This is a genomic window from Pseudomonas sp. PK-RTE-24 (genome assembly GCF_054052265.1).
In genome coordinates this window covers 3,844,955-3,870,876 of record NZ_CM133224.1, presented here as the reverse complement: position 1 = coordinate 3,870,876, position 25,922 = coordinate 3,844,955, and the positions used below count along the sequence as shown (strand labels likewise).

The window sequence follows — 25,922 nt, the reverse complement described above, 5'->3', positions numbered from 1 at the left end:
GTTTTCTCAGTCGACCCTGGACAGACGCGTCAGCCACTCGCGGCCCTTGAGCATGCCGTGCCAGTAGAACCACGGCAGCAGCGTCGCTTTCAGCCACCATGCCGAACGGCGGGCCACGGTCGGGTTCAGCGGGAAAGTCGGCAGCAGTTTGCCGCCATAGCCGAACTCGGCGAGGATCACCTTGCCCTTCTCCACCGTCAGCGGGCAGGAACCGTAGCCGTCGTACCTGAGCGGCAGCGGCTGTTGTTTGCGCGCGGCCAGCAGGTTCTGCGCAACGACGACAACCTGCTTGCGCACCGCTGCGGCAGTTTTCGCATTGCTGGTGCCGCAGATATCGCCCAGTGCGAACACCTCGGGATAGCGCGGATGCTGCAAGCTGTGTGGATCGACTTCGCACCAACCGCCGGCATCGGCCAGCGGACTCTGTGCGATGAAATCCGGCGCGACTTGTGGCGGCACGACGTGCAGCAGGTCGAAGGTTTTCGCGACCCGGCTGACATTGCCGTCGGCGTCCTTGACTTCAAACCACGCGGTTTTTGCCGGGCCGTCGACCTTGACCAGATTCGAGTTGAACGCCAGTTGCGCGTCGTACTGTTCGATGTACTTCATCAACGGCGGCACGAAGGTCGGCACGCCAAACAGCGCAGCGCCAGCGAGATTGAATTCAACCTTGATGTCTTTCAGCACGGCGGATTTGCGCCAGTGATCGCAAGACAGGTACAGGGCTTTTTGCGGCGCGCCGGCGCATTTGATCGGCATCGCCGGCTGGGTGAACAGCGCCCGGCCGTCGCGCAGTTTCTGCACTTGATCCCAGGTGTACTGGGCGTGTTGATAGCTGTAGTTGGAGGTGACGCCGTGCTGACCGAGGCTTTCCTGCAAGCCTTCGATTTTCTCCCAGGCCAGGCGCAGGCCGGGGCAGACGATCAGGTTCTGATAGCTGACGGTGCGCTGGTCGTCGAGGGTGAGTTGACGGCTTTGCGGGTCGATGGCGCTGACACTGGCCTGAATCCACGTCGCCTGACGCGGCATGACTTTGCTCATCGGCCTGACCGTGTGCTTCACGTCAAACGCGCCACCGCCGACCAGCGTCCACGCCGGTTGATAGTAGTGCTGTGAACTCGGTTCGATCACGGTGACTTTAAGCTGCGGGTCACGCTTGAGCAGGCTGGCGACAAAACCGATGCCGGCCGTGCCACCGCCGATGACCACGATGTCCGCACTGATGGATAGGCCCCAGTGTTGATCGTTCATTGCTTGTTCCTTTTGCTGCACGCAAGGATTTTTTGGCTCACCACAACAACCAATGTGGGAGCGAGCCTGCTCGCGAAAGCGGTGGCTCAGTCAACTATTCGTCGGCTGACACGCCGCCTTCGCGAGCAGGCTCGCTCCCACAGGAGATGTTTGTGAGGGCTGGCATTTATGGCTGTTCCCAGCTCTTGAGTACCGCTCCGCAATACAGCCCCGAGAGGGTTTTCATCACCTGGATCACTTCGTGACTGGCCAGGCCATAGAAAATGTATTTGCCTTCGCGGCGGGTCGCGACCAGGCCTTCATCGCGCAAGATGCCCAGTTGCTGGGACAGCGTCGGCTGGCGTACGCCGGTCATTTTTTCCAGCTCGCCGACGTTGCGTTCGCCCTGGGTCAGTTGACAGAGAATCAACAGGCGATCCTCATTGGCCAAGGCTTTGAGCAAGGCGCAGGCTTTGGACGCCGAGGCGCGCAGTTGGGCGACTTCACATTCGGTCAGACTGGATTGCATTTGCACGAGGCCTTGAAGGTCACTTAAGCTGCGAACATTATGTTTTTACATAAAGTGTTGCAACCCGAAATTACCCAGCACAGGTTTTCGCCATGCCCGCCCTGATTGAAGCGTTCCTCGACCCCGCCTCCTCGACCTACAGCTACGTGGTCTACGAAGCCGACGGCGGCCAGTGCGCGATCGTCGACCCGGTGCTCGATTACGATGGCGCCGCCGGGCGCACCGGCACGGCGCAGGCGGACAAGATCATCGCCTTCGTCCGAGCGCATCGCTTGCAGGTGCAATGGCTGCTGGAAACCCACGCCCACGCCGATCACCTCTCCGCCGCGCCGTACCTGCGTCGAGAACTGGGCGGCAAGATCGCCATCGGTGAATCGATCAGCAAAGTGCAGAATGTGTTCAAGGCGCTGTTCAATCTGGAGCCGGAATTTTGCGTCGATGGCTCGCAGTTCGATCACCTGTTCGCGCCGAACGAGTCATTCATGATCGGCAACCTCAAGGCCACCGCCCTGCACGTCCCCGGCCATACGCCAGCGGACATGGCCTACCTGATCGACGGCGAACAGATCCTCGTCGGCGACACGCTGTTCATGCCCGATGTCGGCACCGCGCGCTGTGATTTCCCCGGTGGCAATGCGCAGCACTTGTTCAAGTCGATCCAGAAGCTGTTGGCTTTTCCGGCCAGCGTGAAGCTTTACGTTTGCCACGATTACCCGCCCGAGGGCCGCGCCTCGCAGTGTCAGACCACTGTTGGCGAACAGCGCAAAAGCAATATTCATGTGCATGACGGGATCGATGAAGCGGCGTTCGTCGAAATGCGCACGACACGTGACGCTGGGTTAGGCATGCCGACGTTGCTGCTGCCGGCGATTCAGGTGAACGTGCGGGCGGGGAATATGCCGGCGCCTGAGGACAACGGCGTGGTTTACCTGAAGATTCCGCTTAACAAACTCTGACCCCTAGTCAGGCGCCCTAAGTCTGATCGTTCCCACGCTCTGCGTGGGAATGCATCCCGTGACGCTCTGCGTCACTTCTTAAGGCGGAACGCGGAGCGTCCCTGGCGGCATTCCCACGCGGAGCGTGGGAACGATGGGCGTCGGCGGGTCGGGTCGGGTCGGGTCGGGTCGGGTCGGGTCGGGTCGGGTCGGGTCGGGTCGGGTGCATCAGGTCAGGTTATGCGCCCAGGGTCAAACCGTTCGCAGGCAACGGCAACGCGGTCTTATAACGCACCTGCTTCAGCGCAAAGCTCGATCGGATGTTCGCCACCCCCGGCACCTTGGTCAGAAAATCCATCATGAAGCGTTCCAGCGACTGGATGCTCGGCACCAGCACGCGAATCAGATAATCCGGATCACCCGCCATCAAGTAGCACTCCATCACCTCCGGCCGATCAGAAATCGCCTCCTCGAAGTGCTGCAGCGCTTCCTCTACCTGCTTTTCCAGGCTGACGTGAATGAACACATTCACATGCAGCCCCAGCAGATCGGCATCCAGCAGCGTGACCTGCTCGCGAATCAAGCCCAATTCTTCCATGGCCTTGACCCGGTTGAAGCATGGCGTCGGCGACAGGTTCACCGAACGGGCGAGGTCGGCATTGGTGATCCGCGCGTTCTCTTGAAGGCTGTTGAGAATGCCGATGTCGGTACGGTCCAGTTTGCGCATGAGACAAAACCACCTGTTTTTTATGTTTATGCAGAATTTCTATCTGCAAATGGTCGCCAGCGCAACGAAACACAGAGAAATATTCTTCTTGGCCACGCCTATGATTGTTGTAGGACAAGATTTCCCCTACCCGGGAATGACTGCCAGCTCACTACAAGAAATTCACAAGATCGAGCGTAGAAGCCATGACCCAAGCGTATGAACCGCTGCGCCTGCACGTCCCTGAACCCTCGGGCCGTCCCGGCTGCAAAACCGATTTTTCCTACCTGCATTTGACCGATGCCGGTACGGTGCGCAAACCTCCTGTCGATGTAGAACCTGCCGATACCGCCGACCTCGCCCGTGGCCTGATTCGCGTGCTTGACGATCAGGGCAACGCCCTCGGCCCGTGGGCCGAAAACGTGCCGGCCGAGATCCTGCGCAAAGGCATGCGCGCGATGCTCAAGACGCGCATCTACGACAACCGCATGGTCGTCGCCCAGCGGCAGAAAAAGATGTCGTTCTACATGCAGAGCCTTGGCGAAGAAGCCATCGGCAGCGCCCAGGCGTTGGCGCTGAACATCGACGACATGTGCTTCCCGACCTACCGCCAGCAAAGCATCTTGATGGCCCGTGATGTGCCGCTGGTGGACCTGATCTGCCAGTTGCTGTCCAACGAGCGCGATCCGCTCAAGGGCCGCCAGTTGCCGATCATGTACTCGGTCAAGGACGCCGGCTTCTTCACCATTTCCGGCAACCTCGCCACTCAATTCATCCAGGGCGTCGGCTGGGGCATGGCCTCGGCGATCAAGGGCGATACGAAAATCGCCTCGGCGTGGATCGGTGACGGCGCCACCGCCGAATCCGACTTCCACACCGCCCTCACCTTCGCTCACGTTTATCGCGCGCCGGTGATCCTCAATGTCGTGAATAACCAGTGGGCGATTTCCACCTTCCAGGCCATCGCCGGCGGTGAAGCCACGACTTTCGCCGGACGCGGCGTCGGTTGCGGCATCGCCTCGCTGCGTGTCGACGGCAACGATTTCTATGCGGTCTACGCCGCTTCCGCCTGGGCTGCCGAACGCGCCCGCCGCAACCTCGGCCCGACCATGATCGAATGGGTCACTTACCGCGCCGGCCCGCACTCGACCTCCGACGACCCATCGAAATACCGCCCTGCCGATGACTGGAGCCACTTCCCGCTCGGCGATCCGATCGCGCGTCTGAAACAGCACCTGATCAAGGTCGGTCACTGGTCGGAGGAAGAGCACACCGCCGTCAGCGCCGAACTCGAAGCCGAAGTGATTGCCGCGCAGAAACAGGCCGAACAGTACGGCACCCTCGCCGGCGGTCAGATTCCGAGCGCCGCGACCATGTTCGAAGACGTCTACAAAGAGATGCCGGAGCACTTGAAGCGCCAGCGTCAGCAGTTGGGGATCTGACATGAACGATCACAACAACAATATTCAGTTGGAAACCGCCATGACCACGACCACCATGACCATGATCCAGGCCCTGCGCTCGGCCATGGATGTGATGCTTGAGCGCGATGACAACGTCGTCGTCTTCGGCCAGGACGTCGGTTACTTCGGCGGTGTGTTCCGCTGCACCGAAGGCCTGCAGACCAAGTACGGCACCTCGCGGGTGTTCGACGCGCCGATTTCGGAAAGCGGCATCGTCGGCGTGGCTGTCGGCATGGGCGCTTACGGACTGCGCCCGGTCGCCGAAATCCAGTTCGCCGACTACGTCTACCCCGCCTCCGACCAGATCATCTCCGAAGCGGCGCGTCTGCGTTATCGCTCGGCCGGCGAGTTCACCGCACCGATGACCCTGCGCATGCCTTGCGGCGGCGGCATCTACGGCGGCCAGACCCACAGCCAGAGCATCGAGGCGATGTTCACTCAGGTCTGCGGTCTGCGTACGGTGATGCCGTCCAACCCGTACGACGCCAAAGGCTTGCTGATCGCCTCCATCGAAAACGATGACCCGGTGATCTTCCTCGAGCCGAAACGCCTGTACAACGGCCCGTTCGATGGCCATCACGACCGCCCGGTAACCCCGTGGTCGAAACATCCGCAAGCCCAGGTGCCGGACGGTTACTACACCGTGCCGCTGGACGTTGCCGCGATCACTCGCCCGGGCAAGGACGTGACCGTGCTGACTTACGGCACCACTGTGTATGTATCGCAAGTCGCTGCCGAAGAATCCGGCGTCGATGCCGAAGTCATCGACCTGCGCAGCCTATGGCCGCTGGACCTGGAAACCATCGTCAAGTCGGTGAAGAAAACCGGCCGCTGCGTGGTGGTACACGAAGCCACCCGCACCTGCGGTTTCGGCGCCGAGCTGGTATCGCTGGTGCAAGAGCACTGCTTCCATCACCTGGAAGCGCCGATCGAACGCGTCACCGGTTGGGACACGCCCTACCCGCACGCGCAGGAGTGGGCGTATTTCCCAGGGCCGTCCCGAGTGGGCGCGGCGTTGAAACGGGTCATGGAGGTCTGAATGGGCACGCACGTTATCAAGATGCCGGACATCGGCGAAGGCATCGCAGAAGTAGAACTGTCGCAGTGGCACGTCAAGGTTGGCGATCTGGTGGTTGAAGACCAGGTGCTGGCGGATGTCATGACCGACAAGGCGATGGTCGATATTCCGTCGCCGGTACACGGGAAAGTGATTGCGCTTGGTGGTCAGCCGGGTGAAGTGATGGCGGTCGGCAGTGTGCTGATCAGCATCGAGGTTGAAGGTGCCGGCAACCTTAAAGAGTCCGCCGCAACCGCGCCGGTCAAAGAAGCACCGGTTGCGCCGAAAGTTGAAGCCGCTGTCGAAAGCAAGCCCGCCGCAGCCGCCGCACCACGTCTGGCTGCCGTTTGCCAGGGCCCGATGGTCGCTCGCGAAGCGGATGAACGCCCGCTAGCCTCGCCAGCCGTGCGCAAACATGCCCTGGATCTGGGCATTCAATTGCGCTTGGTGCGCGGTTCCGGCCCGGCCGGTCGCGTGTTGCACGAAGACCTTGAAGCCTATCTGGCGCAAGGTCAGTCGAACGCTTCGGCGCCGGCCGCTGCCGCTTATGCCCAGCGCCACGACGAAGAACAGATTCAAGTGATCGGCATGCGCCGCAAGATCGCCCAGCGCATGCAAGATGCTACTCAGCGTGCCGCGCACTTCAGTTATGTCGAGGAAATCGACGTCACCGCGATCGAAGAACTGCGCGCGCATCTGAATGAAAAACATGGCGCCAGCCGTGGCAAGTTGACCTTGCTGCCGTTCCTCGTTCGCGCGCTGGTCGTCGCCCTGCGCGACTTCCCGCAGATGAACGCCCGTTACGATGACGAAGCGCAAGTCATCACCCGCCTCGGTGCGGTGCATGTCGGCGTCGCCACGCAGAGCGATGTCGGCCTGATGGTGCCCGTGGTGCGTCACGCCGAAGCGCGCAGCCTGTGGGACAGCGCCGCGGAAATTTCGCGTTTGGCCAACGCCGCGCGCAATGGCAAGGCCAGCCGCGATGAGCTGTCCGGTTCGACCATCACTCTGACCAGCCTCGGCGCATTGGGCGGCATTGTCAGCACGCCGGTGCTGAATCTGCCGGAAGTGGCCATTGTCGGCGTGAACAAAATTGTCGAACGGCCAATGGTGGTCAAAGGCCAAGTGGTGATCCGCAAGATGATGAACCTCTCCAGCTCCTTCGATCACCGCGTGGTCGACGGCATGGACGCGGCGCTCTTCATTCAGGCCATTCGTGGCTTGCTCGAACAACCCGCTACCTTGTTTGTGGAGTAAGCCCGAATGCAATCTCTGAACACTACGCTGCTGATCATCGGCGGCGGCCCCGGCGGTTACGTCACCGCGATCCGCGCCGGGCAATTGGGTATTCCGACCATCCTGGTCGAAGGCCAGTCGTTGGGCGGCACCTGCCTGAATATCGGCTGCATTCCGTCAAAAGCGCTGATTCATGTGGCTGAGCAGTTTCACCAGACGCAGCATCACAGCCAGCATTCGGCGTTGGGCATCAGCGTTGCCGCGCCGACCCTGGATATCAGCAAAAGCGTCGAGTGGAAGGATGGCATCGTTGATCGCCTGACCACTGGCGTCGCCGCGCTGCTGAAGAAAAACAAGGTTCAGGTCATCAATGGCTGGGCGAAAGTCATCGACGGCAAAACCGTGGAAGTCGGCGATACGCGCATCCAGTGCGAACATCTTGTGCTGGCCACCGGTTCGACCAGCGTCAATCTGCCGATCCTGCCGATTGGCGGGCCGATCATCTCCTCCACCGAAGCGCTGGCGCCAACGGCTGTGCCGAAGCGTCTGGTGGTGGTCGGCGGTGGTTACATCGGGCTGGAGCTGGGCATCGCTTATCGCAAGCTCGGCGCCGAGGTCAGCGTGGTCGAAGCACAGGACCGTATCCTGCCGGCCTATGACGCAGAACTGACGCAACCAGTGCATGAGGCGCTCAAGCAACTGGGTGTGAAGCTGTACCTCAAGCACAGCGTGCTCGGTTTCGACGGCACGTTGCAGGTGCGCGATCCTGAAGGCGAAACCCTCAATCTGGAAACCGACCAGGTACTGGTTGCCGTCGGTCGCAAACCCAATACGCAGGGGTTTAATCTCGAAGCGCTGAATCTGGACATGAACGGTTCGGCGATCAGGATCGACAGCCGTTGCCAGACCAGCATGCGCAACGTCTACGCCATTGGCGATGTGAGCGGCGAACCGATGCTGGCCCACCGCGCCATGGCTCAGGGCGAAATGGTTGCCGAGTTGATCAGTGGCAAGAGCCGTGAGTTCAACCCGACCGCCATCGCCGCCGTGTGCTTTACCGACCCGGAACTGGTGGTGGTCGGCACAACCCCGGACGAGGCCAAGGCTGCGGGGCTGGACTGCATCGTTTCCAGCTTCCCGTTCGCCGCCAACGGCCGGGCGATGACCCTGGAATCGAAAAGCGGCTTCGTCCGCGTGGTCGCACGTCGCGACAATCATGTGATTGTCGGCTGGCAAGCGGTGGGCGTTGGGGTTTCCGAACTGTCGACGGCGTTTGCGCAAAGCCTGGAAATGGGCGCGCGACTGGAAGACATCGGCGGCACCATCCATGCCCACCCGACCTTGGGTGAGGCGGTGCAGGAAGCGGCGTTGCGGGCGCTGGGGCATGCGCTGCATCTGTAGGCCCCTTCGCGAGCAGGCTCGCTCCCACACTTGAAATGCATTCCCCCTGTGGGAGCGAGCCTGCTCGCGAATTCTTGAGGGCAACACTATTTATCTGAGTGTCATCCGATAGTCCGGGCTGCGAAACCGCTCAAGAATGAAGTATTGTTGTGCCCATCCAAAAAAACGTCAGAAGCCTTGAACCGTTTCGGCGGTTGTTCAGTGATAGAGGGTGTCATGGGTAACGAAAGCATCAATTGGGACAAGCTGGGTTTTGACTACATCAAGACCGACAAGCGCTATCTGTCGTACTTTCGCGATGGCGAGTGGGACAAAGGCACCCTGACCGAAGATAACGTCCTGCACATCAGCGAAGGCTCCACCGCCCTTCACTATGGTCAGCAGTGCTTCGAAGGCATGAAGGCCTATCGCTGCAAGGACGGCTCGATCAACCTGTTCCGCCCGGACCAGAACGCCCTGCGCATGCAACGCAGCTGCGCGCGTCTGCTGATGCCGACGGTCGACACCGAGCAGTTCATCGAAGCCTGCAAAGCCGTGGTCCGCGCCAACGAGCGTTTCATCCCGCCTTACGGCACTGGCGGCGCGCTGTACCTGCGTCCGTTCGTGATCGGCGTGGGTGACAACATCGGCGTGCGCACTGCGCCCGAGTTCATCTTCTCGATCTTCTGCATCCCGGTCGGCGCCTACTTCAAGGGCGGCCTGACCCCGCACAACTTCCAGATCTCCAGCTACGACCGCGCGGCCCCGCAAGGCACCGGTGCGGCCAAGGTCGGTGGCAACTACGCCGCCAGCCTGATGCCGGGCTCGAAAGCCAAGAAGGCCAACTTCGCCGACGCGATCTACCTCGATCCGATGACCCACACCAAGATCGAGGAAGTCGGTTCGGCCAACTTCTTCGGGATCACCCACGACAACAAGTTCGTCACCCCGAACTCGCCATCGGTCCTGCCAGGCATCACCCGCCTGTCGCTGATCGAACTGGCCAAATCGCGTCTGGGCCTGGAAGTGGTTGAAGGCGACGTGCTGATCGACAAGCTGTCGGACTTCAAGGAAGCCGGTGCCTGCGGTACCGCTGCGGTGATCACGCCGATTGGCGGCATCAGCTACAACGACCACCTGCATGTGTTCCACAGCGAAACCGAGGTAGGCCCGGTAACCCAGCAGCTCTACAAAGAGCTGACTGGCGTGCAGACCGGCGACATCGAAGCGCCAGCGGGCTGGATCGTCAAGGTTTGATCTGACGACTGCTGATGCTCAAAGCCCTCCACCGAGTGATTGGTGGGGGGCTTTTTTGTAGGGCTGGGCTCTGGTGTCGTATTGAAGAACGTCACCCCCTCACCCCAGCCCTCTCCCCCAAGGGGGCGAGGGGGAAAGGGAGCCGACTTGTGTGCTTTTCAAAAATCGCGTTCACCTCGGCCATTCAGGTCGATGGAGTTCGCAAGAACACCTCGGTCGGCTCCCTCTCCCTCCGGGAGAGGGCTGGGGTGAGGGTTTGCTTTTGATTTTTGGAGGCAATGCGCTTGCCCGTCCGATCCGAAATCCCGCTCGCCTGCCCATTCTGCTGCTTGCCCATCCGCGCCTGGGTGATCAATCCCGGTATCAACTCCCCCTCCGGCAGATTCTTCCAGAACCGCACCGGCAGATGCCCTTGCATGACCTTCGGGTTCAACCGCGCCGGGTTGAAGATGTGGCTGTAGTAGGTCAACCACAAATCGCCGTGGGGATCGTCGACGTTCTGCGCCAGTTGCTGCCACTCAATCGGGCACTGCCGCTCGTGAATCAATTGCTCACCGTCGTAATAAACGCCGTCACGCGGTGTGGCGATCAACCAGCGATGCTGGCCCATGCGCCCGATAAAGTGCTCGCTGGCGCTGTGCAGGATGTCATGCGCCGGCTCGTGCCACGCCACGTATTGTGGACCGGGCAGATCCTTCGACCGCTCGATGAAACGCACGAATGCATGCAGATGATGGGCCTCGCGACTGACCTGCTTGATGCGCCGCTGCAACTCGCTGCCGAGTTTGTCGCCTGCCATCATCGCCGTGCGGTCGCCGTGACTGACGCGCCAGAGCACTTCATACAACAGGCTCCAGCGTTGCTCGCCGCGATAGCGCGCCGCTTGTTCGAGGGTGTCGAGCAGCGCGCGGGGAATACGCGCCTGAAACGGCCCCTGCCCCTCGGGCACGTGCTCATCACTGGCAAACAGATCGCCCACCCCTTCCGCCGCCCAGCTCACCAGACTCGGATCGATTTCATGGCTGAGCAACCAGCGCGCCTGCTGACGCCATGTGTCGAACAGGTCATCGCAATCAAGACTGATCATCCCCACAACCCCATCTGCTGCGGCATCGGTCGGTCGCGCAATTGCTGATAGAGCATGTGGCTGGTGACTTCCGCCTGTTGCGGGTGGTAATCGCTGGTGATGATGAAAGGCTTCGCCTTGGCCAGCACGCAGCGCATCCGCGCCACGTCTTCGTAACGGATTCGCCGCTGACGGCGCAACTCGACCAGGCGCTCGGTGGTGCGCAAGCCAATGCCCGGGATGCGCGCGATCAACGTCGCGTCGGCACGGTTCAGGTCCAGCGGAAACACTTCGCGATTTTCCAGCGCCCAGGCCAGCTTCGGGTCGATATCAAGCGCCAGATTGCCCGGGCCTTTAAGCAATTCGTCAGCGCTGTAGCCGTAGCTGCGCAGGAGGAAATCAGCCTGATACAAACGGTGCTCGCGCATCAGCGGCGGCGCGGCGAGCGGTACGCTTTTCGGGCTGTCGGGGATCGGGCTGAACGCCGAGTAATAGACCCGGCGCAAACGGAAGTTGCCGTACAAGGATTGGGCGCTGTGGAGGATGGTGCTGTCGTCGGTGTCATCGGCACCGACGATCAATTGCGTGCTCTGCCCGGCCGGGGCGAATTTCGCCGAGCGCGGCTCGTTCAACACTGTTTGCACGCCGGTGTAGATGGTGTTCATCGCTTGCTTGATCGAGGTGATGTCCTTCTCCGGCGCCAGCGTCTGCAGGCTGGCGTCGGTGGGCAATTCTATGTTGACGCTGAGGCGGTCGGCGTAACGCCCAGCCTCCTCGATCAAGGCCGGATCGGCTTCCGGAATGGTCTTCAAATGGATGTAGCCGCGAAATTCGTGCTCTTCTCGGAGCAACTTCGCCACCCGCACCAGTTGCTCCATGGTGTAGTCCGCCGAGCGAATGATCCCGGAGCTGAGAAACAGGCCGCTGACGCAGTTGCGGCGGTAGAAATCCATGGTCAGCGTCACGACTTCTTCCGGGGTGAAGCGCGCACGCGGCACATCGCTGGAACGGCGGTTGACGCAGTACTGGCAATCGTAAAGGCAGAAGTTAGTCAGCAGGATTTTCAGCAACGACACACAGCGCCCGTCCGGCGTGTAGCTGTGACAGATGCCCATGCCATCCGTCGAACCAAGCCCGCTCTTGCCCTCGGAGCTGCGCTTGGGCGCACCGCTGCTGGCGCAGGAGGCGTCATATTTGGCGGCGTCGGCGAGGATGCTCAGCTTGTCGATGATTTGCATGGCGCGGGCTCTTTACTGTGTGCATATACAGTATAGGCTCGCCCACCGGGAAACAAGTTGATGGATGACCCCTCGTCGGCTGGCCAGCTGAATTGTGGCCGCCCGCGAAAACCTGTGGGAGCGAGCCTGCTCGCGAAGAGGCCCTGCCAGTCACCTCAACTCAGTGATCAAGCCGCCCACTGCAATATCAACCAACTGTTCGCCCCGCTGATCAACACAAACAGCCCCCAGGCCAGCACCCGCGTGGGCCAGCGATTGACGAACGGCCCCATCAACTGCCGGTCGTTGGTCATGCGAATCAGCGGGTACAAGGCAAACGGCAGTTGCAGGCTGAGCACGACCTGGCTCAACACCAGCAGCTTGCCGATAGCGCCATCGCCGAGCAGCCAGACGCCGATGAACGCCGGAATCAGCGCCAGCCCGCGGGTGATCAAACGCCGCTGCCAGCACGGGATGCGCAGGTTCAGATAGCCCTCCATGATGACCTGCCCGGCGATGGTCCCGGTGAAGGTCGAACTTTGCCCCGACGCGAGCAGCGCCACGCCGAACAGCACACTGGCCAGCGCACCGCCAACCAGCGGGTCGAGCAGGTGATAGGCGTCCTGAATGTCGACCACATCGGTGTGTCCGGACTGGTGAAACGCCGCCGCCGCGAGAATCAGGATCGCCGCGTTGACCAGCAGCGCCAGGGCCAGCGAACCGATGGTGTCGATACGTGCCAGTTTCACCGCGTCCTGCTTGCTCGCCAGATCCTTGCCGATCATCCGCGTCTGCACGATCGAGGTGTGCAAGTAAAGGTTATGCGGCATTACTGTGGCGCCGAGGATGCCAATGGCCAGATACAGCGGCGCGGCATCGCCGATGGCCGCCAGCGAAGGTTTGAAGCCCAGCGCGACGTCTGGCCAGTAGGGTTTGATCAGCAACAGCTCAACGAAAAAACACACGCCGATGGTCGCGACCAGCACCAGCATGATTGCTTCGAGACGGCGGAAACCCCGGTTCTGCAAGGCCAGCACCAGCAACGTGTCGAACGCTGTCAGGGCGATGCCGAAGGTCAGCGAGCAACCGAGCAGCAAGTGAAACGCGAGAGCGCAGCCAAGCACTTCGGCGAGGTCGGTGGCGATGATCGAGATCTCCGCCAGTATCCATTGCAGGCGCGCTGTCGGGGTGCTGTAGCGCTCGCGGGACAACTGCGCCAGATCGCGCCCGGTGGCGATGCCCAGCCGCGAGCACAGACATTGCACGACCATGCCGGCCAGACTCGCCAGCAACACCACGAACAACAGGCTGTAGCCAAAACGCGAACCGGCCTCGATCGCGGTCGCCCAGTTGCCCGGATCCATGTAGCCGATCGACACCAGCAAACCGGGACCGGCGAAACGCAGCACACGTTTGAAGAACGAGGCAGTCGGATCGACCGCAACACTGCCGGCCACTTCCGGCGGGCAAAACGGCGCGGTGGCGATTTTGGGCAGACTGAATTTCACGCACACATCCAGAAACAAAACGGGAGCCCGGCAGCTTAGTCGTTTCGCTTGGTGCCTTGAAGCGCAAAGATCACTGAACCTATGGGTTCACCCCCAACAACTGCTCGCGCAACTCGGGACTGCGTGTTCGCGGATCCAGCCAGATATCGAAAAACGCCTTGGCAAACTGTGGATCCTCAATCTCATGCTGGAGCTTCTGGCCGACAAAAAACCGCGCGCCCTGCCCCGGCAGATACACGCCGGTAATCCGCGTGCCGGCCTGAACGTCGACAAACGATTGCTGCATCTGCGTCTGCCAGCCGGCCAATTGCGCTGAAGTGACCCGGGGACCGGCAAGGCGTTTGATCTCATCGACGCTGGTGCTGACCAGATCGTCTCGCGAGATGTTGCGCCGGTAGATCAGCTCCAGGGCAAACGGCTGGCCGTCCGCCAGAGGCCGCGCGGCACTCCACAAGCGCGCGCTGTAAACATCGAAGCCGAACACGCTGAAATCGCCACTGCCGATGATTTGCGCCCCTGGCACTGCGTCCTGCCAATTGGCCCACGTCGGCGTCAGCAACAGTGCCCATAAACCGATGCCACAACAGCCACGAACGAGCTTGGGTGTTCTGTTCATCGCCGTATCGTCTCCGCTGCATTCTGATGATCAAAGCATAGCCGGATTCGCGCCTGAATTTTTGTATACAAAAATTGCGAACATAGGCAGCAATCTTTAATCGGCAGTGCTAACGTGGCTCATCCTGACCCGACGGAGACACCCGCGTGCTGATCCTCAAACTGCTGCTGATTCCCGGTTTTCTCCTGCTGATTTCCCTGGCGGGCAAACGTTGGGGGCCGAGCGTGGCCGGGTGGCTGTCAGGATTGCCGGTAGTGGTCGGGCCGATTCTGTTCTTTCTGGCGATCGAACAAGGGCCGCAGTTTGCCGCGCAATCGGCGGTCGCGGCGCTGTCGGCAATGTTCGCGATGATCGCTTTCTGCATCACCTATGCGCAGGTGGCGCAGCGGGCGAACTGGCCGTGGGCGTTGAACATTTCACTGGCGGTTTGGGCCGCGCTGGCGGCGGTCTTGTCGGTGATCCCGGCGTCCTTGCCGTTCTCGGTGATTGCGGCAGCGGTGGCACTGCTCGCTTCGCCTTATCTGTTCCCCGAGGTGGAGCCGGTGTTGAACGGGCCAGCACCGAAGTCGGACAAACTGATCTGGCGGATGATCGCCGGTGCGGCGCTGACGCTGGTGGTGACGATGCTCGCCAGCACCGTCGGCGAACGCTGGAGCGGCCTGCTCGCGGTGTTCCCGGTGCTCGGCAGCGTCATGGCAGTGTTCTCGCAACAAACCCGCGGCCCGGCGTTTACCGCTGCGTTATTGCGCGCAACGGCAACCGGCATGTATTCGTTCTCGGCGTTCTGCCTGGTGTCGGCCTTGACGCTGCCGACCATGGGCCTCAGCGGCTTCGCAGTGGGAGTGGCAGTGTCGGTGGCGATGCTCGGGGTGACCCGGCGTCTGCTGGCGCGGCCAGTGGCCAAGGCGCAAGCGCAATAACCCCCCGGACGAATCGCGCTGGAACGCCCGGCACGCTCCGTGGGATGATCGCCCGCCTCGCGCGACCATTCACCGGAGATTCACATGTCATTGTTGAGCAAAAAAGCCGTCGTCCTGATGCTGGCGGCCATCGCTGGTTTCGCCGCGATCAACGCGCACGCCGCCAAGGAAAAAGTCAAAACCGAGAAGGTCTCGCTGCTCGACGGCAAGTTTGCCTTTGTCCTGCCCAAAGGCTTTGTCGCCGACCCGCTGCCCGCCAGCCCGAGCGGGGCCAAGGGCACGATGTACACCAACCAGGCCACCAAGACCGTGGTCATCGCCGCCGAAAACCAGATCCCCGCAGGGCAGAACGTCAAGGACAACGACGGTGAGTTTCTCGACGGCAGCGTGTCGAGTTTCATCGACGATCAGCGCAAGGCCCTGCCGGACTTCAACAAGCTCAGCGAAAAAAGCCTGACCCAGAAAGGCACCGGCCTGGGGCTGCGTCAGGTTGACAGCACCGCCACTCAGGGCGGTGGCCAGACGCTGAACACCACGCTGCTGGCCGGCTCGGGGACGAAGATGGCGCTGGTGCAGGTGATTTCCCGCGCCAGCGACAAGAAAGCTCACGATGCCTTGATCAAAGCCATCGTCAAGGATTGAGCCGCTGCAACCAGCCATTCAGATCGCGCAACTCGGCCGCACTGATGCTGTGGCCGACGCCCGGATAAGCGTGAAACTCGGGCTGGTAATCGAGTTTCTGCAATAGCGCGTTGGCCTCGGTGCCGTGACGGTAAGGCACCGGATCATCAGCGGTGCCGTGGCCGATAAAAATGCTCAGCGGCAGCGGCGCTTGCCCAGGCTTGAGTTCGGCTTTGAGCACCGGCAACAAGCGCCCGCTCAACGCGGCAAACCCGCCCACGACCGCCGGCGCGCGCAGGCCCACTTCGTAGCTCATCATCGCGCCCTGGCTGAAGCCGATCAGGTACACCTTGTCCGGCGCGGCGTGATATTTCTTCGCCGCCTGGGCGATAAAGTCGCGCAGCTTCTGGCTGCTGACCTTCAGATCATCGGTCTCGCCGTTGTAGGCGCCTTCGCCCTTCTTGCGAAACCACTGGTAACGTCCTTCACCCAACGTCATCGGCGCGCGCACGGAAAGGTAGTTGTACTGCGCCGGCAGCTGAAATTTCATACCGATCAGATCGGCCTCGTTACTGCCGTAACCGTGCAGGAAAATCACCAGCGGACGTGGTTCAGCGTCGGCGTGGACCTGTTCGAGGTACTTGAGTGGCAGATCGGATTGCAGGGTGGTTTGCGCGTGGACGGCGGTGGATGCGAGCAGGGTCAGCAGGGCGAACAATTTGAGCATTGCAGCGTTCCTTCACAGAGTGTCGGGTTCGCGGGGGAGCCTAACATTCTCGGCTGAGGATCCAAATTTTGTGGAGTGGCTGATGGCCCTTTCGCGAGCAGGCTCACTCCCACCGTTGAAATGCTTTCCCTTGTGGGAGCGAGCCTGCTCGCGAAGAGGCCCGCACATTTACCGCAACCTGTCAGTCGTTGGTCAGCTTGCCGGTACGAAACGGCACCCGCCCCGCCACTTTCGCCTGCCAGATCCCCGGCTCGGTATAACGCCCGCGATCAATCGCGAACAGCACCCCGCTGGTGCCGGTGCGCACGGTGGTCACGCGATCCTGCAACGGGTCAACAACCTCGAACAGCGCATCGCCCTGCTCTACCCACTCGCCGGCATTGCGCAAGAAACTGACCACGCCGTGGTGCGGGGCGAACAGGTATTCGGTGCCTTCAAACGGCAGACCTTCACAACATTCGCTCGGCGCCGCCGGCCATTCGCCGCTGATGAAACCCTGCTCGGCGAGAAAGCCCAGAATCGCTTCGCAATTGGCCTGAGCCTGATCGACGCGGGTGTCGCCCATGCTGCCCAGCTCCAGCGTGGTCGCCAGATTCGCCGCCGGAATCGCCGCGTTCGGGAATGCTTTGGCCAGACGCAACCATGGCGTCGAGCAGGACTCATCGAACGAGCTGCCACCGGAGTCCTCGCAGAGCAATGCCACGCCCGCCTTCAGCCGCGCCGCCAGCGATTGCCACTGCGGCCAGTGTTGCGGCAGCGCATAGAGGTGAATCGCAGCGTCGAAGTCGCAATGCAGATCAAGGGTGATGTCGGCGTCGCAGGCGTGGCGCAGCAACAAGCGGTGCAAGGCCTCCAGTTGCGAGGCCGGCGCCGGCAATTCTTCGAAGACCTGAGCCATGGCCTGGCGAATCAGCGCGACGTTGGCCTCGGCATCCGCGCCCAGACGCTCGCCCACCAGCGCAGCGACCGGGGCGCTGAGTTCGACGAATGCGCGGTTGAAATTCTTGCCGCTGCCCATTTCGAAGCGGCCCATGTGATTGCCTTGCAGATGCTGATCCAGGCCGATCGGATTGGCAACCGGCACCAGCTCGATAACGCCCTGCAAACGGCCCTGCCGTTCCAGTTCGTTCAGGCGCAGCTTGAGTTCCCATGCGGTGCGCATGCCCGGCAGTTCATCGGCGTGCAGGCTGGCCTGGATATACACCTTGCGGCTGCCAGCGCCGTAGCGAAAAACGCTGAGGGAGCGCTCGCTGCCCAAATGGCTCCAGGGCAGAACGTGGTCGATGCGTTGCATGAAAAACTCCTGAATAGCTGGGTTACGTAAAACCCTGTGGGAGCGAGCCTGCTCGCGAATGCGTCAGGTCAGACGATGACGATGTCGAATGTCAGACCGCATTCGCGAGCAGGCTCGCTCCCACAGAGAATTTCCATCAATAAAAAAGCATAAAAAAAGTGGCCACCGCGCAAACGGGGCCACTTTTTTTCACGGCGTATTAATGGCCGTACACGTCAAAGTCGAAGTACTTGTCCTGGACTTTCTTGTACTCGCCATTGGCGCGGATTTCGGTGATGGCTTTGTTGAACTGCTCAGCCAGTGCGGTATCGCCCTTGCGCACGGCAATGCCAGCGCCGCCGCCGAAGTACTTGGCGTCTTCGTAGGTCGGACCGACGAATTCGAAACCTTTACCGGCATCGGTTTTCAGGAAACCGTCGCTGAGGTTGACCGAGTCAGCCAGCATCGCGTCGATACGCCCGGAAACCATGTCGAGGTTGGCTTCCTGCTGCGAGCCGTAGCGCACCAGTTCGATCCCGGCCGGAACCAGCACTTCGGTCGCGTAGCGGTCATGGGTACTGGCACGCAGCACGCCGACTTTCTTGCCCTTGAGTTCGGTCAGCGGGTCTTTGACGCCCGAGCCTTCCTTCATCACGAAGCGTGCCGGGGTGTGGTAGTACTTGATGGTGAAGTCGACGTTCTTCTTGCGATCGTCAGTGATGGTCATCGACGACAGGATCGCGTCGATTTTTTTCACTTTGAGTGCCGGGATCAGGCCATCGAACTCTTGCTCGACCCACGTGCATTTGACTTTCATCTGCGCGCACAGTGCGTCACCGATGTCCACGTCAAAACCAGTGAGTTTGCCGTCAGGGGTTTTCATCGAGAATGGCGGGTACCCGGCTTCGATACCGATGCGGAACGGCTCGTCGTCTTTGGCCACAGCGGTCAGGGACAACATCGACAGTGCCAGGGCACCGAACATCACTAGCTTTTTCATTTATTACTCCCGTGCGGAGGCTTTTATTGGCAGCTTTCGAGTCAGCGTTCGGTCATGGCGTTCTAACGGCAAAAACCGAAGTGGCCGGCAGTCTATGGCGGCGCGCACGGAGGCAATTGTTTTTAAGCGACAAATACTTACAGAACATCGGCGATCACTTTGACGAGAGTAAACGCGTGCGCCGTGTTGGTGCGAAGGATGTAGGACAAGACTGTTTTCAGAGCAAGAAACGCCGATCCTCCCGTAGAGCTCGCGGAGGCTGCGATCTTTTGATCTTGTTTTTTTGAGATCAAGATCAGAGGATCGCAGCCTTCGGCAGCTCCTACAGAAACGTCAGCATTCGCAGGCGACAGGTGTATTGGCGACTGACGCCGCGCTCAGTTCGAAACCTTCATCGAGCCATCCGGTGACGCCGCCGATCATCTCTTTCACCGGATAACCCAACGCCGCCAGCTTCACCGCAGCCTTGTTCGCCCCATTGCAATGCGGCCCGGCGCAATAGACTACGAACAAAGTGTGTTTCGGGTAATCGGCCAAGCGCTCCGCCGTGAGCAAGCGTGTCGGGATATTGATCGCGCCGGGCACATGGCCGCGCTCAAACGCCAATGGGCCGCGCACATCCACCAGAACGAAGTCGACCTCCCCGGCCTCTTGGCTACTGAACACGTCGGAACAATCGGTTTCGAAGGTCAGACGATTGCTGAAATGCATCAGGGCAATCGCCGAAGGTGCGGCGGGGATTTCGCGAACCAGGCTGGTCATGTTGTGTTGCTCCTTTGTCTGTGGGGGATGAACAGACTTTATCGAGACGGCGCTTGCCGCTACAGTGGCGCGCAAGACACCGACCGGGAGTTTTCCGCCAAATGCTCACTCAGCCCAATCTGGTTGCCATTCTGGCCTACGATGGCCTCTGCACATTCGAGTTCGGCATTGCCGTGGAGATCTTCGGCCTGGCCCGACCAGAGTTCGATTTCCCTTGGTACGAGCATGCGATTGCCGCAGTCGATCCAGGCCCGATGCGCGCCATGGGTGGCATTCAGGTGCTGGCCGATGGTGGCCTGGAATTGCTCGCCGCAGCGCGCACCATCGTCATTCCGGGCTGGCGCGACCGCAACGCCCCGGTACCGTCAGCGCTGATCGACGCATTGCGTCGGGCGCATGACCGAGGCGCGCGGTTGCTGTCGATCTGCTCCGGGGTGTTCGTCCTTGCAGCCAGCGGCCTGCTCGACGGCCACCGCGCCACCACACACTGGCGCTACACCGGTGAACTGGCGCAACGCTTCCCGGCGATCGAGGTCGATCCGGACGTGCTCTACGTCGACGCCGGTCAACTGATCACCTCCGCCGGCAGCGCCGCCGGCATCGACGCCTGCCTGCATCTGGTGACACGTGACTTCGGCACGCAGGTCGCCAACGCCGTCGCGCGGCGCCTGGTCATGTCGCCACAACGCACCGGCGGCCAGGCCCAGTTCATCCCCACCCCGGTCAGCCCGACGCCCCGCAGCGACCTGTCGCGCGTCATGCAATGGGCCCGCGAACGCCTGCACGAACCACTGGAAGTCCGCGATCTGGCCAGCGAAGCGGCAATGAGCGAGCGCACGTTTCTGCGGCGCTTCACCGAAGCCAGCGGGCAATCGCCGAAAGCCTGGCTGCAACATGAACGCCTGGCGCGAGCGCGGGAGCTGCTTGAGAGCACCCATCAACACACCGAGCAGATCGCCCAGCGCTGCGGCTATCGCTCGGTGGAAAGTTTTCGTGTGGCGTTCCGCAGCGTGGTGGGCGTACCGCCGTCGGTTTATCGGGAGCGGTTTGGGCGAAGCAACAAGCTTTCGCTCCATCCCGCAGCGTTTTAAGCGCTGACGTTGACGGCGAGGCCGGCAGAAACGCTCGCGGTGAAAATTGTGAAACGGAAAATGCGGCTTGCTTTATATTGATTCTGATATAACCTGAAAATCAAACGGGCACTGGCATTTCTTGCAATAAAACTCACCGTCGCCGCTTACGTTCAGCTATTACGCTTTTCCTTTTGACACAGGACAAGCCGATGCCGAAACACAAGGATGTGGTGTTCGTGGGAAGCGCGTTGAAAGATCTCAAAGCGTTCCCGGTTGATGCCCGAAGAGCGGCGGGGTTTGAGCTGGATCTGTTGCAACAGGGTGATGCCCCACTCGATTGGCGCCCTGTGAAAACCGTAGGACGCGGTGTTAACGAAATCAGGATCACCGAGGACTCAGGGGCGTTTCGCGTGTTTTATGTAGTCAATCGACCTGAAGCAATCTATGTGCTTCACGCCATGCACAAAACCACACGTAAAACGGAAATTAGAGACATCGAACTGGCCCGGGCCAGATATCAGGAAATAGGTTAAGCCATGAAGGAACATCAAGACTCATCCCAACGATTTTCCAGTGTATGGGATGCATTGGAGGACACGCCTCAGGAAGCTGCCAACATGCGTCTGCGAGCCAAGCTCATGCGTTCGCTTTGCGAGACCATTCGAGCGTGGGAGCTCCCTCAAAAGGACGCGGCACAGAGATTGGGAATCTCGCAGCCACGCCTCAATGATGTACTCAACGGGAAAATCGACAAATTCTCGCTCGATGCATTGGTCAACCTGTCAGCTGCTGCAAGGCTGGAGGTGGACATTTGCTTTCCGTCAGGCCCGTTGCAATGGGCCTGACACTGGCTCTGCGTGGCAATGTCCACCCTGCATTCCGAGTTTTGAAATCGAGGGAGTTGAATAGCATGCAACTTCGCAGCTAACCATCGACATCATCCAGCTGCACAGGAGTTCCGCTGGATGATTCCTCCCCTTCAATCCTCCCGCGTCAAAACCTCCAGCAACTCAATCTCAAACACCAGATTCGAATTCGGCGGGATCTTGCCCATGGTCCGCTCGCCGTACCCCAGATGCGCCGGTACCAGCAATTTGCGCTTGCCGCCGACTTGCATGCCCATCAGGCCCTGATCCCAGCCTTTGATCACGCGGCCAGTGCCGATCACGCACTGAAACGGTTTGCCCCGGCTCCAGGACGAATCGAATTCAGTGCCGTCTTCCAGCCAGCCGGTGTATTGGGTGGTGATCAGCGCGCCTTTCACCGCGGCTTTGCCGTCGCCCGGTTGCAGGTCGATGATTTGCAGTTCGTCTGTCATGTCGTTGGCTCTTGAGATGTTCGCAGGCGGCGTTTTTCGCAGAATCCGGCGGCGATGGCAATCCATGGAACCGAAAACACGCCTAGCCGCTCACATGTGTATCGACATCGAATGACGACAAGGATGCTTAGATGACCGACTCTCGATTGCTGCGCAGTTTCATCCCGCCCTACATCCTCAACCGCATCATTGCCCACGGTTCCGAGCCGCAGCGCAACGCCGCGATGCAGACGCTCAATCATGTACGCAGTCTACTGCCCAACCCCGGACGCCCTTCGCAGGCGCCGGCGCGGGCGATTCTGCCGGAGGCGAGCAAGCCGGGCGTGGCGCGGCGCAGTGTGCATGATGCGCAGAACAAAATGCTCCTGCCGGGCATGCCGGTGCGCCTCGAGGGCCAGCCGGCGTCCGGGGATCCGGCGGTCGATGAGGCTTACGATGCGCTGGGCGCCAGCTATGATTTCTTTTGGAAGGTGCTTGGTCGCGACTCGATCGACAATCAGGGATTCGCGCTGATCGGCAGCGTGCATTACGGGCAAGCCTACGAAAACGCGTTCTGGAATGGCGCGCAGATGGTTTTCGGTGACGGCGATGGCGAGATCTTCCAGCGCTTCACCCGCTCGCTCGACGTCATCGGCCATGAACTGGCCCACGGCGTCACCGAAAGCGAAGCCGGGCTGATTTATGCCAACCAGTCCGGCGCGCTGAACGAGTCGCTCTCGGATGTATTCGGCGTGTTGATCAAGCAATACATCCTCGGCCAAACCGCCGAGCAGGCAGACTGGCTGATCGGTGCCGACCTGCTGATGCCACAGATCCAAGGCAAGGGCCTGCGCTCGATGTCGCACCCCGGCACGGCATACGACGACCCGATGCTGGGCAAGGATCCGCAACCGGATCACATGCGCAAGTTCGTCATCACCAGCGAAGACAATGGCGGCGTACACATCAACTCCGGCATTCCCAACCGCGCGTTTTACCTGGCAGCGCGAGCGTTTGGTGGCTTCGCCTGGGAAAAGGCCGGACGCATCTGGTACGACACGCTGTGCGACAATCGCTTGAGCAAGGAGGCAACGTTCGATGCGTTCGCGAAACTGACGATCGACCACGCTGGCCAGCGCTTCAGCGCCGAAGCAGCCGACACGGTGCAGCAAGCCTGGGCACAGGTCGGTATCGAATAATCCGAGGAGACCGTATGAAAACGCTACCCGAGCTGGATAAAGATTCCGTTTTGCGCGTATCTCGCCAGGGTGGCGTTGCAGCGATTCACAGCCTGAGCCGCCCACGGGAAATCGAATTCGCGCAATGCGACATCAGTCAGCGTTCGAGAATATGCTCGGTGCTTGAGGGTTGCCTGCCACTCGACAGCAGCGAATCCGGCCGTGGGGATCAGCGCTTCTACCAGATTGAGGTGCGCTACCCGTCAGGGGAAATGGTGTTGAAGGTGCCAGAGGATCGGGCGCCTGGGGAGCTGGTGCAGCTTTGGGACAAGGGGGAGCTTCTGTAAACGCTCCCCCCGATGTTCAGGCTATTTCTCGACGGGATGCATCTCGACAATCGTGCCATTGGTGATCATCACCATCACGTACTTGTCATTGATCTGCACCCACTGCGCCTGCTCGATCGGTGCTTTCAGACCTTTGGCTTTCCAGTTCTTCAGCGCCTTGTCTTCGCGCTGGTACATTTCCGGTGCGCGGTCGTTGACCTTCAGTTGGCGATCGCTGGTCGGCGATTGCACGGCGGGTTCGCTGGAGGTTTGCGCCGCTTGAACAACGGGCGTGATCCCGGCAATACCGGCAACAAGGGCCAGGCTGGCGATTAGGGTTTTGCTGTTCATCGGTGAACCTCTTTCAGATGGGTAGTACCTGAACTCCGACTGCGTGGCGCGGGAAACATTCCTTGTTTTTTTGCCGGATGCGGCCGTTAGAAGGCTTTGTCCATCAGACCGCCATCGCTGGCAAGCCAGCTCCCACAGGGATTGGTATTACAGCGCAATTATTGTCCAGAGCTCCGGTCCTCTCCTACAAAACCAAGCAAAGCAAAGCAAGATCAAAAGATCGCAGCCTTCGGCAGCTCCTACAGTTGGATCGCGTGAATTCGATGGAAACGGGTTCACCTGCAGGCCGTCGTCGCGATCAGGCTCGCCCCCAACAGAAAAGCAAAGCAGCGCAGCTGCCCGCGGCGAAGCCGCCCCACTCAACAATGAGCGCAAGCTCGAGTGCTTTTGATCCTGCTTTTGATCCACCGGCGACGTCGGAAGGCTGAGTGGAGGGATTGATCCGGGGGTGGGAGCGCAGCGACCGTCTGGCGCAGCCAGACACAGCGGAAGGAGGTGCAGCGAAGCAAACCGTAGCCGCTGCGCCCGGATCGATCCCGCAGCGAAGGAACCCGAGCCTGCGAGGGCCGAACGCAGGAGCAAGCGTTTTTTTGCTTACTTTTTTTAGGCGTTTGAAAAAAAAGTGAGTCGCCGTAAGGGCGAAACCCTAAGCGGCCATGACCGCAGCAACGGATATGTACCCGGTCAGCCAGAACAAATCATCGCGCGACGCGACGCAGGCTTGCTCCCACAAATGCGCCAGGCACTGAAGCCATTGATCCGCCCCACGCATCAATCCATGCCAACAATGCAATTAACAGATTGTTACATCTGCGCCACCATCCACCTCAATAAAAACCGTGCGCCGCCTCTCCGTAGCGCACGTCATAAAAGCGGTGGAGTACTTTTCAATGACAGCCTCAATCCCAACCAACGGCTCGCGGGCCGGTGCCATCTTCCGGGTGACCTCGGGCAACTTCCTCGAACAGTTCGACTTCTTTCTGTTCGGCTTCTACGCCACGCAGATCGCGGCGGTGTTCTTCCCGGCGAGCAGCGAGTTCGCCTCCCTGATGATGACGTTCGCGGTATTCGGCGCCGGTTTCCTGATGCGGCCGCTGGGCGCCATCGTGCTCGGCGCATACATCGATGACGTCGGCCGGCGCAAAGGTCTGATCGTCACCCTGTCGATCATGGCCAGCGGCACGATATTGATTGTGCTGGTGCCCGGATACGAAACCATTGGCCTGTTCGCCCCGGCGCTGGTGTTGATCGGGCGGCTGCTGCAAGGCTTCTCGGCCGGTGCGGAATTGGGCGGTGTCTCGGTGTATCTGTCCGAAATCGCTACGCCGGGCCGCAAAGGCTTTTTCACCGCTTGGCAGTCGGCCAGTCAGCAAGTGGCGATCATCGTCGCGGCCGCGCTGGGCTACGGTCTGAATCAGTGGATGGAGCCGCAAGCCGTGGCCGCCTGGGGCTGGCGCATTCCGTTTTTCGTCGGCTGCATGATCGTCCCGTTCATCTTCTTCCTGCGCCGCAACCTGGCGGAAACCGAAGAGTTCGCCGCACGCAAACACCGTCCAAGCATGCGCGAAGTGTTCCGCACCCTCGGCCAGAACTGGGGCGTGGTACTCGGCGGAATGTTGATGGTCGCGCTGACCACCACCGCGTTCTACCTGATCACCGTGTACGCACCGACCTTCGGTAAGACCGTGCTGCACCTGAGCACATCCGACGCGTTGCTGGTAACGCTGCTGGTGGGCGTGTCGAACTTCTTCTGGCTGCCGATTGGTGGTGCGTTGTCCGACCGTATCGGCCGTCGCCCAGTGCTGATCGGCATGGCCCTGCTGGCACTGGCCACGACTTATCCGGCGCTGTCGTTCCTGGTGCAGGCGCCGAGCTTCACCAACATGCTGCTGTCGCTGCTGTGGTTGTCCTTCATTTACGGCCTGTACAACGGCGCGATGATTCCGGCGCTGACCGAAATCATGCCGGTTGAAGTGCGCGTCGCCGGTTTCTCCCTGGCTTACAGCCTGGCCACGGCGATCTTTGGCGGTTTCACCCCGGCGATGTCGACCTTCCTGATCCAGTACACCGGCGACAAAGCCGCGCCAGGCTACTGGATGAGCATCGGTGCCCTGTGCGCTCTGTGCGCCACTCTTTACTTGTACCGCCGTGCCGGTGGTCGTCTGCAACCTGTCGCGGCCTGAGGAATACTCGC

The 25,922-nt window shown here is 60.7% G+C and carries 27 protein-coding genes; 14 read left to right on the top strand and 13 right to left on the bottom strand.

The features are described 5' to 3' along the window. Positions 1-6 precede the first annotated feature (6 nt). Together ACV8MC_RS17525 and ACV8MC_RS17520 are read right to left on the bottom strand one after the other, a co-directional pair. Positions 7-1,251, bottom strand: a complete 1,245-nt coding sequence (locus ACV8MC_RS17525) for an FAD-dependent oxidoreductase (RefSeq protein ID WP_457262773.1) — start codon at positions 1,249-1,251, stop codon at positions 7-9. Between the two features lie 166 nt (positions 1,252-1,417). Next, positions 1,418-1,759, bottom strand: coding sequence for an ArsR/SmtB family transcription factor (locus ACV8MC_RS17520; RefSeq protein WP_016775194.1), 342 nt, complete (start codon positions 1,757-1,759; stop codon positions 1,418-1,420). 92 nt (positions 1,760-1,851) lie between these two features. Here ACV8MC_RS17520 and ACV8MC_RS17515 point away from each other — a divergent pair, with 92 nt between their 5' ends. Then, the gene (locus ACV8MC_RS17515) at positions 1,852-2,715 is read left to right on the top strand and encodes an MBL fold metallo-hydrolase (RefSeq protein WP_457262771.1); all 864 of its coding nucleotides are present in this window, start codon (positions 1,852-1,854) and stop codon (positions 2,713-2,715) included. A 217-nt stretch (positions 2,716-2,932) separates the two neighbouring features. Here ACV8MC_RS17515 and bkdR read toward each other — a convergent pair whose 3' ends face one another. Further along, the gene (bkdR, locus tag ACV8MC_RS17510) at positions 2,933-3,421 is read right to left on the bottom strand and encodes a Bkd operon transcriptional regulator BkdR (protein WP_041476986.1); all 489 of its coding nucleotides are present in this window, start codon (positions 3,419-3,421) and stop codon (positions 2,933-2,935) included. Positions 3,422-3,606: 185 nt separating this feature from the next. Between bkdR and ACV8MC_RS17505 the strand changes: the two genes are divergently transcribed. From ACV8MC_RS17505 to ACV8MC_RS17485, 5 genes are all read left to right on the top strand, one after another. Next, entirely contained in the window at positions 3,607-4,842 is a 1,236-nt protein-coding gene (locus ACV8MC_RS17505) for a thiamine pyrophosphate-dependent enzyme (RefSeq protein ID WP_457262768.1), read from the top strand. A gap of 1 nt (position 4,843) precedes the next feature. Further along, positions 4,844-5,902, top strand: a complete 1,059-nt coding sequence (locus ACV8MC_RS17500) for an alpha-ketoacid dehydrogenase subunit beta (RefSeq protein WP_003224000.1) — start codon at positions 4,844-4,846, stop codon at positions 5,900-5,902. Continuing rightward, positions 5,903-7,177: a dihydrolipoamide acetyltransferase family protein gene (locus tag ACV8MC_RS17495; protein ID WP_457262767.1), complete on the top strand. Its 1,275-nt coding sequence runs from the start codon at positions 5,903-5,905 to the stop codon at positions 7,175-7,177. 6 nt (positions 7,178-7,183) lie between these two features. Next, complete coding sequence (gene lpdA, locus ACV8MC_RS17490; RefSeq protein ID WP_457262765.1) at positions 7,184-8,557, top strand: dihydrolipoyl dehydrogenase; 1,374 nt, start codon at positions 7,184-7,186, stop codon at positions 8,555-8,557. A gap of 216 nt (positions 8,558-8,773) precedes the next feature. Next, a complete protein-coding gene (locus ACV8MC_RS17485) occupies positions 8,774-9,793 on the top strand; it encodes a branched-chain amino acid aminotransferase (RefSeq protein WP_016775201.1) in 1,020 nt (339 codons plus the stop codon). 184 nt (positions 9,794-9,977) lie between these two features. On the opposite strand, the gene ACV8MC_RS17480 is transcribed toward ACV8MC_RS17485, so the two are convergent. From ACV8MC_RS17480 to ACV8MC_RS17465, 4 genes are all read right to left on the bottom strand, one after another. After that, a complete protein-coding gene (locus ACV8MC_RS17480) occupies positions 9,978-10,880 on the bottom strand; it encodes a TIGR03915 family putative DNA repair protein (protein ID WP_236168606.1) in 903 nt (300 codons plus the stop codon). Then, entirely contained in the window at positions 10,877-12,097 is a 1,221-nt protein-coding gene (locus tag ACV8MC_RS17475; RefSeq protein ID WP_024013352.1) for a putative DNA modification/repair radical SAM protein, read from the bottom strand. Before ACV8MC_RS17475 ends, ACV8MC_RS17480 begins: the two co-directional genes overlap by 4 nt. Positions 12,098-12,264: 167 nt before the next feature. Continuing rightward, a complete protein-coding gene (locus tag ACV8MC_RS17470; RefSeq protein ID WP_252876533.1) occupies positions 12,265-13,584 on the bottom strand; it encodes an Nramp family divalent metal transporter in 1,320 nt (439 codons plus the stop codon). Between the two features lie 79 nt (positions 13,585-13,663). Next, entirely contained in the window at positions 13,664-14,200 is a 537-nt protein-coding gene (locus ACV8MC_RS17465; RefSeq protein WP_095182013.1) for a chalcone isomerase family protein, read from the bottom strand. 146 nt (positions 14,201-14,346) lie between these two features. Between ACV8MC_RS17465 and ACV8MC_RS17460 the strand changes: the two genes are divergently transcribed. Beyond that, complete coding sequence (locus tag ACV8MC_RS17460) at positions 14,347-15,120, top strand: hypothetical protein (protein WP_252876534.1); 774 nt, start codon at positions 14,347-14,349, stop codon at positions 15,118-15,120. A gap of 84 nt (positions 15,121-15,204) precedes the next feature. Next, complete coding sequence (locus ACV8MC_RS17455; RefSeq protein ID WP_041476999.1) at positions 15,205-15,762, top strand: DcrB/PsbP domain-containing protein; 558 nt, start codon at positions 15,205-15,207, stop codon at positions 15,760-15,762. Here ACV8MC_RS17455 and ACV8MC_RS17450 read toward each other — a convergent pair. The 4 genes from ACV8MC_RS17450 to ACV8MC_RS17435 form a co-directional block, all read right to left on the bottom strand. Then, a complete protein-coding gene (locus ACV8MC_RS17450; protein WP_353187573.1) occupies positions 15,752-16,468 on the bottom strand; it encodes an alpha/beta hydrolase in 717 nt (238 codons plus the stop codon). The two genes, ACV8MC_RS17455 and ACV8MC_RS17450, sit on opposite strands and share 11 nt — an antisense overlap. A gap of 181 nt (positions 16,469-16,649) precedes the next feature. Further along, complete coding sequence (locus tag ACV8MC_RS17445; protein WP_457262761.1) at positions 16,650-17,762, bottom strand: succinylglutamate desuccinylase/aspartoacylase family protein; 1,113 nt, start codon at positions 17,760-17,762, stop codon at positions 16,650-16,652. Between the two features lie 199 nt (positions 17,763-17,961). Further along, positions 17,962-18,741, bottom strand: a complete 780-nt coding sequence (locus tag ACV8MC_RS17440; protein ID WP_353187571.1) for an ABC transporter substrate-binding protein — start codon at positions 18,739-18,741, stop codon at positions 17,962-17,964. 333 nt (positions 18,742-19,074) lie between these two features. Further along, positions 19,075-19,503, bottom strand: coding sequence for a rhodanese-like domain-containing protein (locus ACV8MC_RS17435; RefSeq protein ID WP_041477005.1), 429 nt, complete (start codon positions 19,501-19,503; stop codon positions 19,075-19,077). 101 nt (positions 19,504-19,604) lie between these two features. Between ACV8MC_RS17435 and ftrA the strand changes: the two genes are divergently transcribed. From ftrA to ACV8MC_RS17420, 3 genes are all read left to right on the top strand, one after another. Beyond that, positions 19,605-20,594 carry a transcriptional regulator FtrA gene (gene ftrA, locus ACV8MC_RS17430; RefSeq protein ID WP_457262758.1) on the top strand — a complete coding sequence of 330 codons (990 nt, stop codon included), beginning with the start codon at positions 19,605-19,607 and terminating at the stop codon, positions 20,592-20,594. Between the two features lie 191 nt (positions 20,595-20,785). Beyond that, on the top strand, positions 20,786-21,109 hold the full coding sequence (locus ACV8MC_RS17425) for a type II toxin-antitoxin system RelE/ParE family toxin (protein ID WP_457262757.1): 324 nt from the start codon (positions 20,786-20,788) through the stop codon (positions 21,107-21,109). Between the two features lie 3 nt (positions 21,110-21,112). Next, on the top strand, positions 21,113-21,421 hold the full coding sequence (locus ACV8MC_RS17420; protein WP_016775213.1) for a helix-turn-helix domain-containing protein: 309 nt from the start codon (positions 21,113-21,115) through the stop codon (positions 21,419-21,421). Positions 21,422-21,555: 134 nt separating this feature from the next. On the opposite strand, the gene ACV8MC_RS17415 is transcribed toward ACV8MC_RS17420, so the two are convergent. After that, positions 21,556-21,894 (bottom strand): FKBP-type peptidyl-prolyl cis-trans isomerase, encoded by a 339-nt coding sequence (locus ACV8MC_RS17415; RefSeq protein WP_041477007.1) that lies wholly within the window; start codon positions 21,892-21,894, stop codon positions 21,556-21,558. A gap of 131 nt (positions 21,895-22,025) precedes the next feature. Between ACV8MC_RS17415 and ACV8MC_RS17410 the strand changes: the two genes are divergently transcribed. Together ACV8MC_RS17410 and ACV8MC_RS17405 are read left to right on the top strand one after the other, a co-directional pair. Next, positions 22,026-23,072 (top strand): M4 family metallopeptidase, encoded by a 1,047-nt coding sequence (locus ACV8MC_RS17410; RefSeq protein ID WP_457262754.1) that lies wholly within the window; start codon positions 22,026-22,028, stop codon positions 23,070-23,072. Between the two features lie 14 nt (positions 23,073-23,086). After that, the gene (locus ACV8MC_RS17405; protein WP_041477010.1) at positions 23,087-23,398 is read left to right on the top strand and encodes a protealysin inhibitor emfourin; all 312 of its coding nucleotides are present in this window, start codon (positions 23,087-23,089) and stop codon (positions 23,396-23,398) included. 21 nt (positions 23,399-23,419) lie between these two features. Here the strand turns inward: ACV8MC_RS17405 and ACV8MC_RS17400 are convergent, their stop codons facing one another. Beyond that, positions 23,420-23,728: an RcnB family protein gene (locus ACV8MC_RS17400; protein ID WP_056789015.1), complete on the bottom strand. Its 309-nt coding sequence runs from the start codon at positions 23,726-23,728 to the stop codon at positions 23,420-23,422. A gap of 890 nt (positions 23,729-24,618) precedes the next feature. Here ACV8MC_RS17400 and tcuC point away from each other — a divergent pair. After that, positions 24,619-25,911: an MFS transporter gene (gene tcuC / locus ACV8MC_RS17395; RefSeq protein WP_016775219.1), complete on the top strand. Its 1,293-nt coding sequence runs from the start codon at positions 24,619-24,621 to the stop codon at positions 25,909-25,911. Positions 25,912-25,922 lie beyond the last annotated feature (11 nt).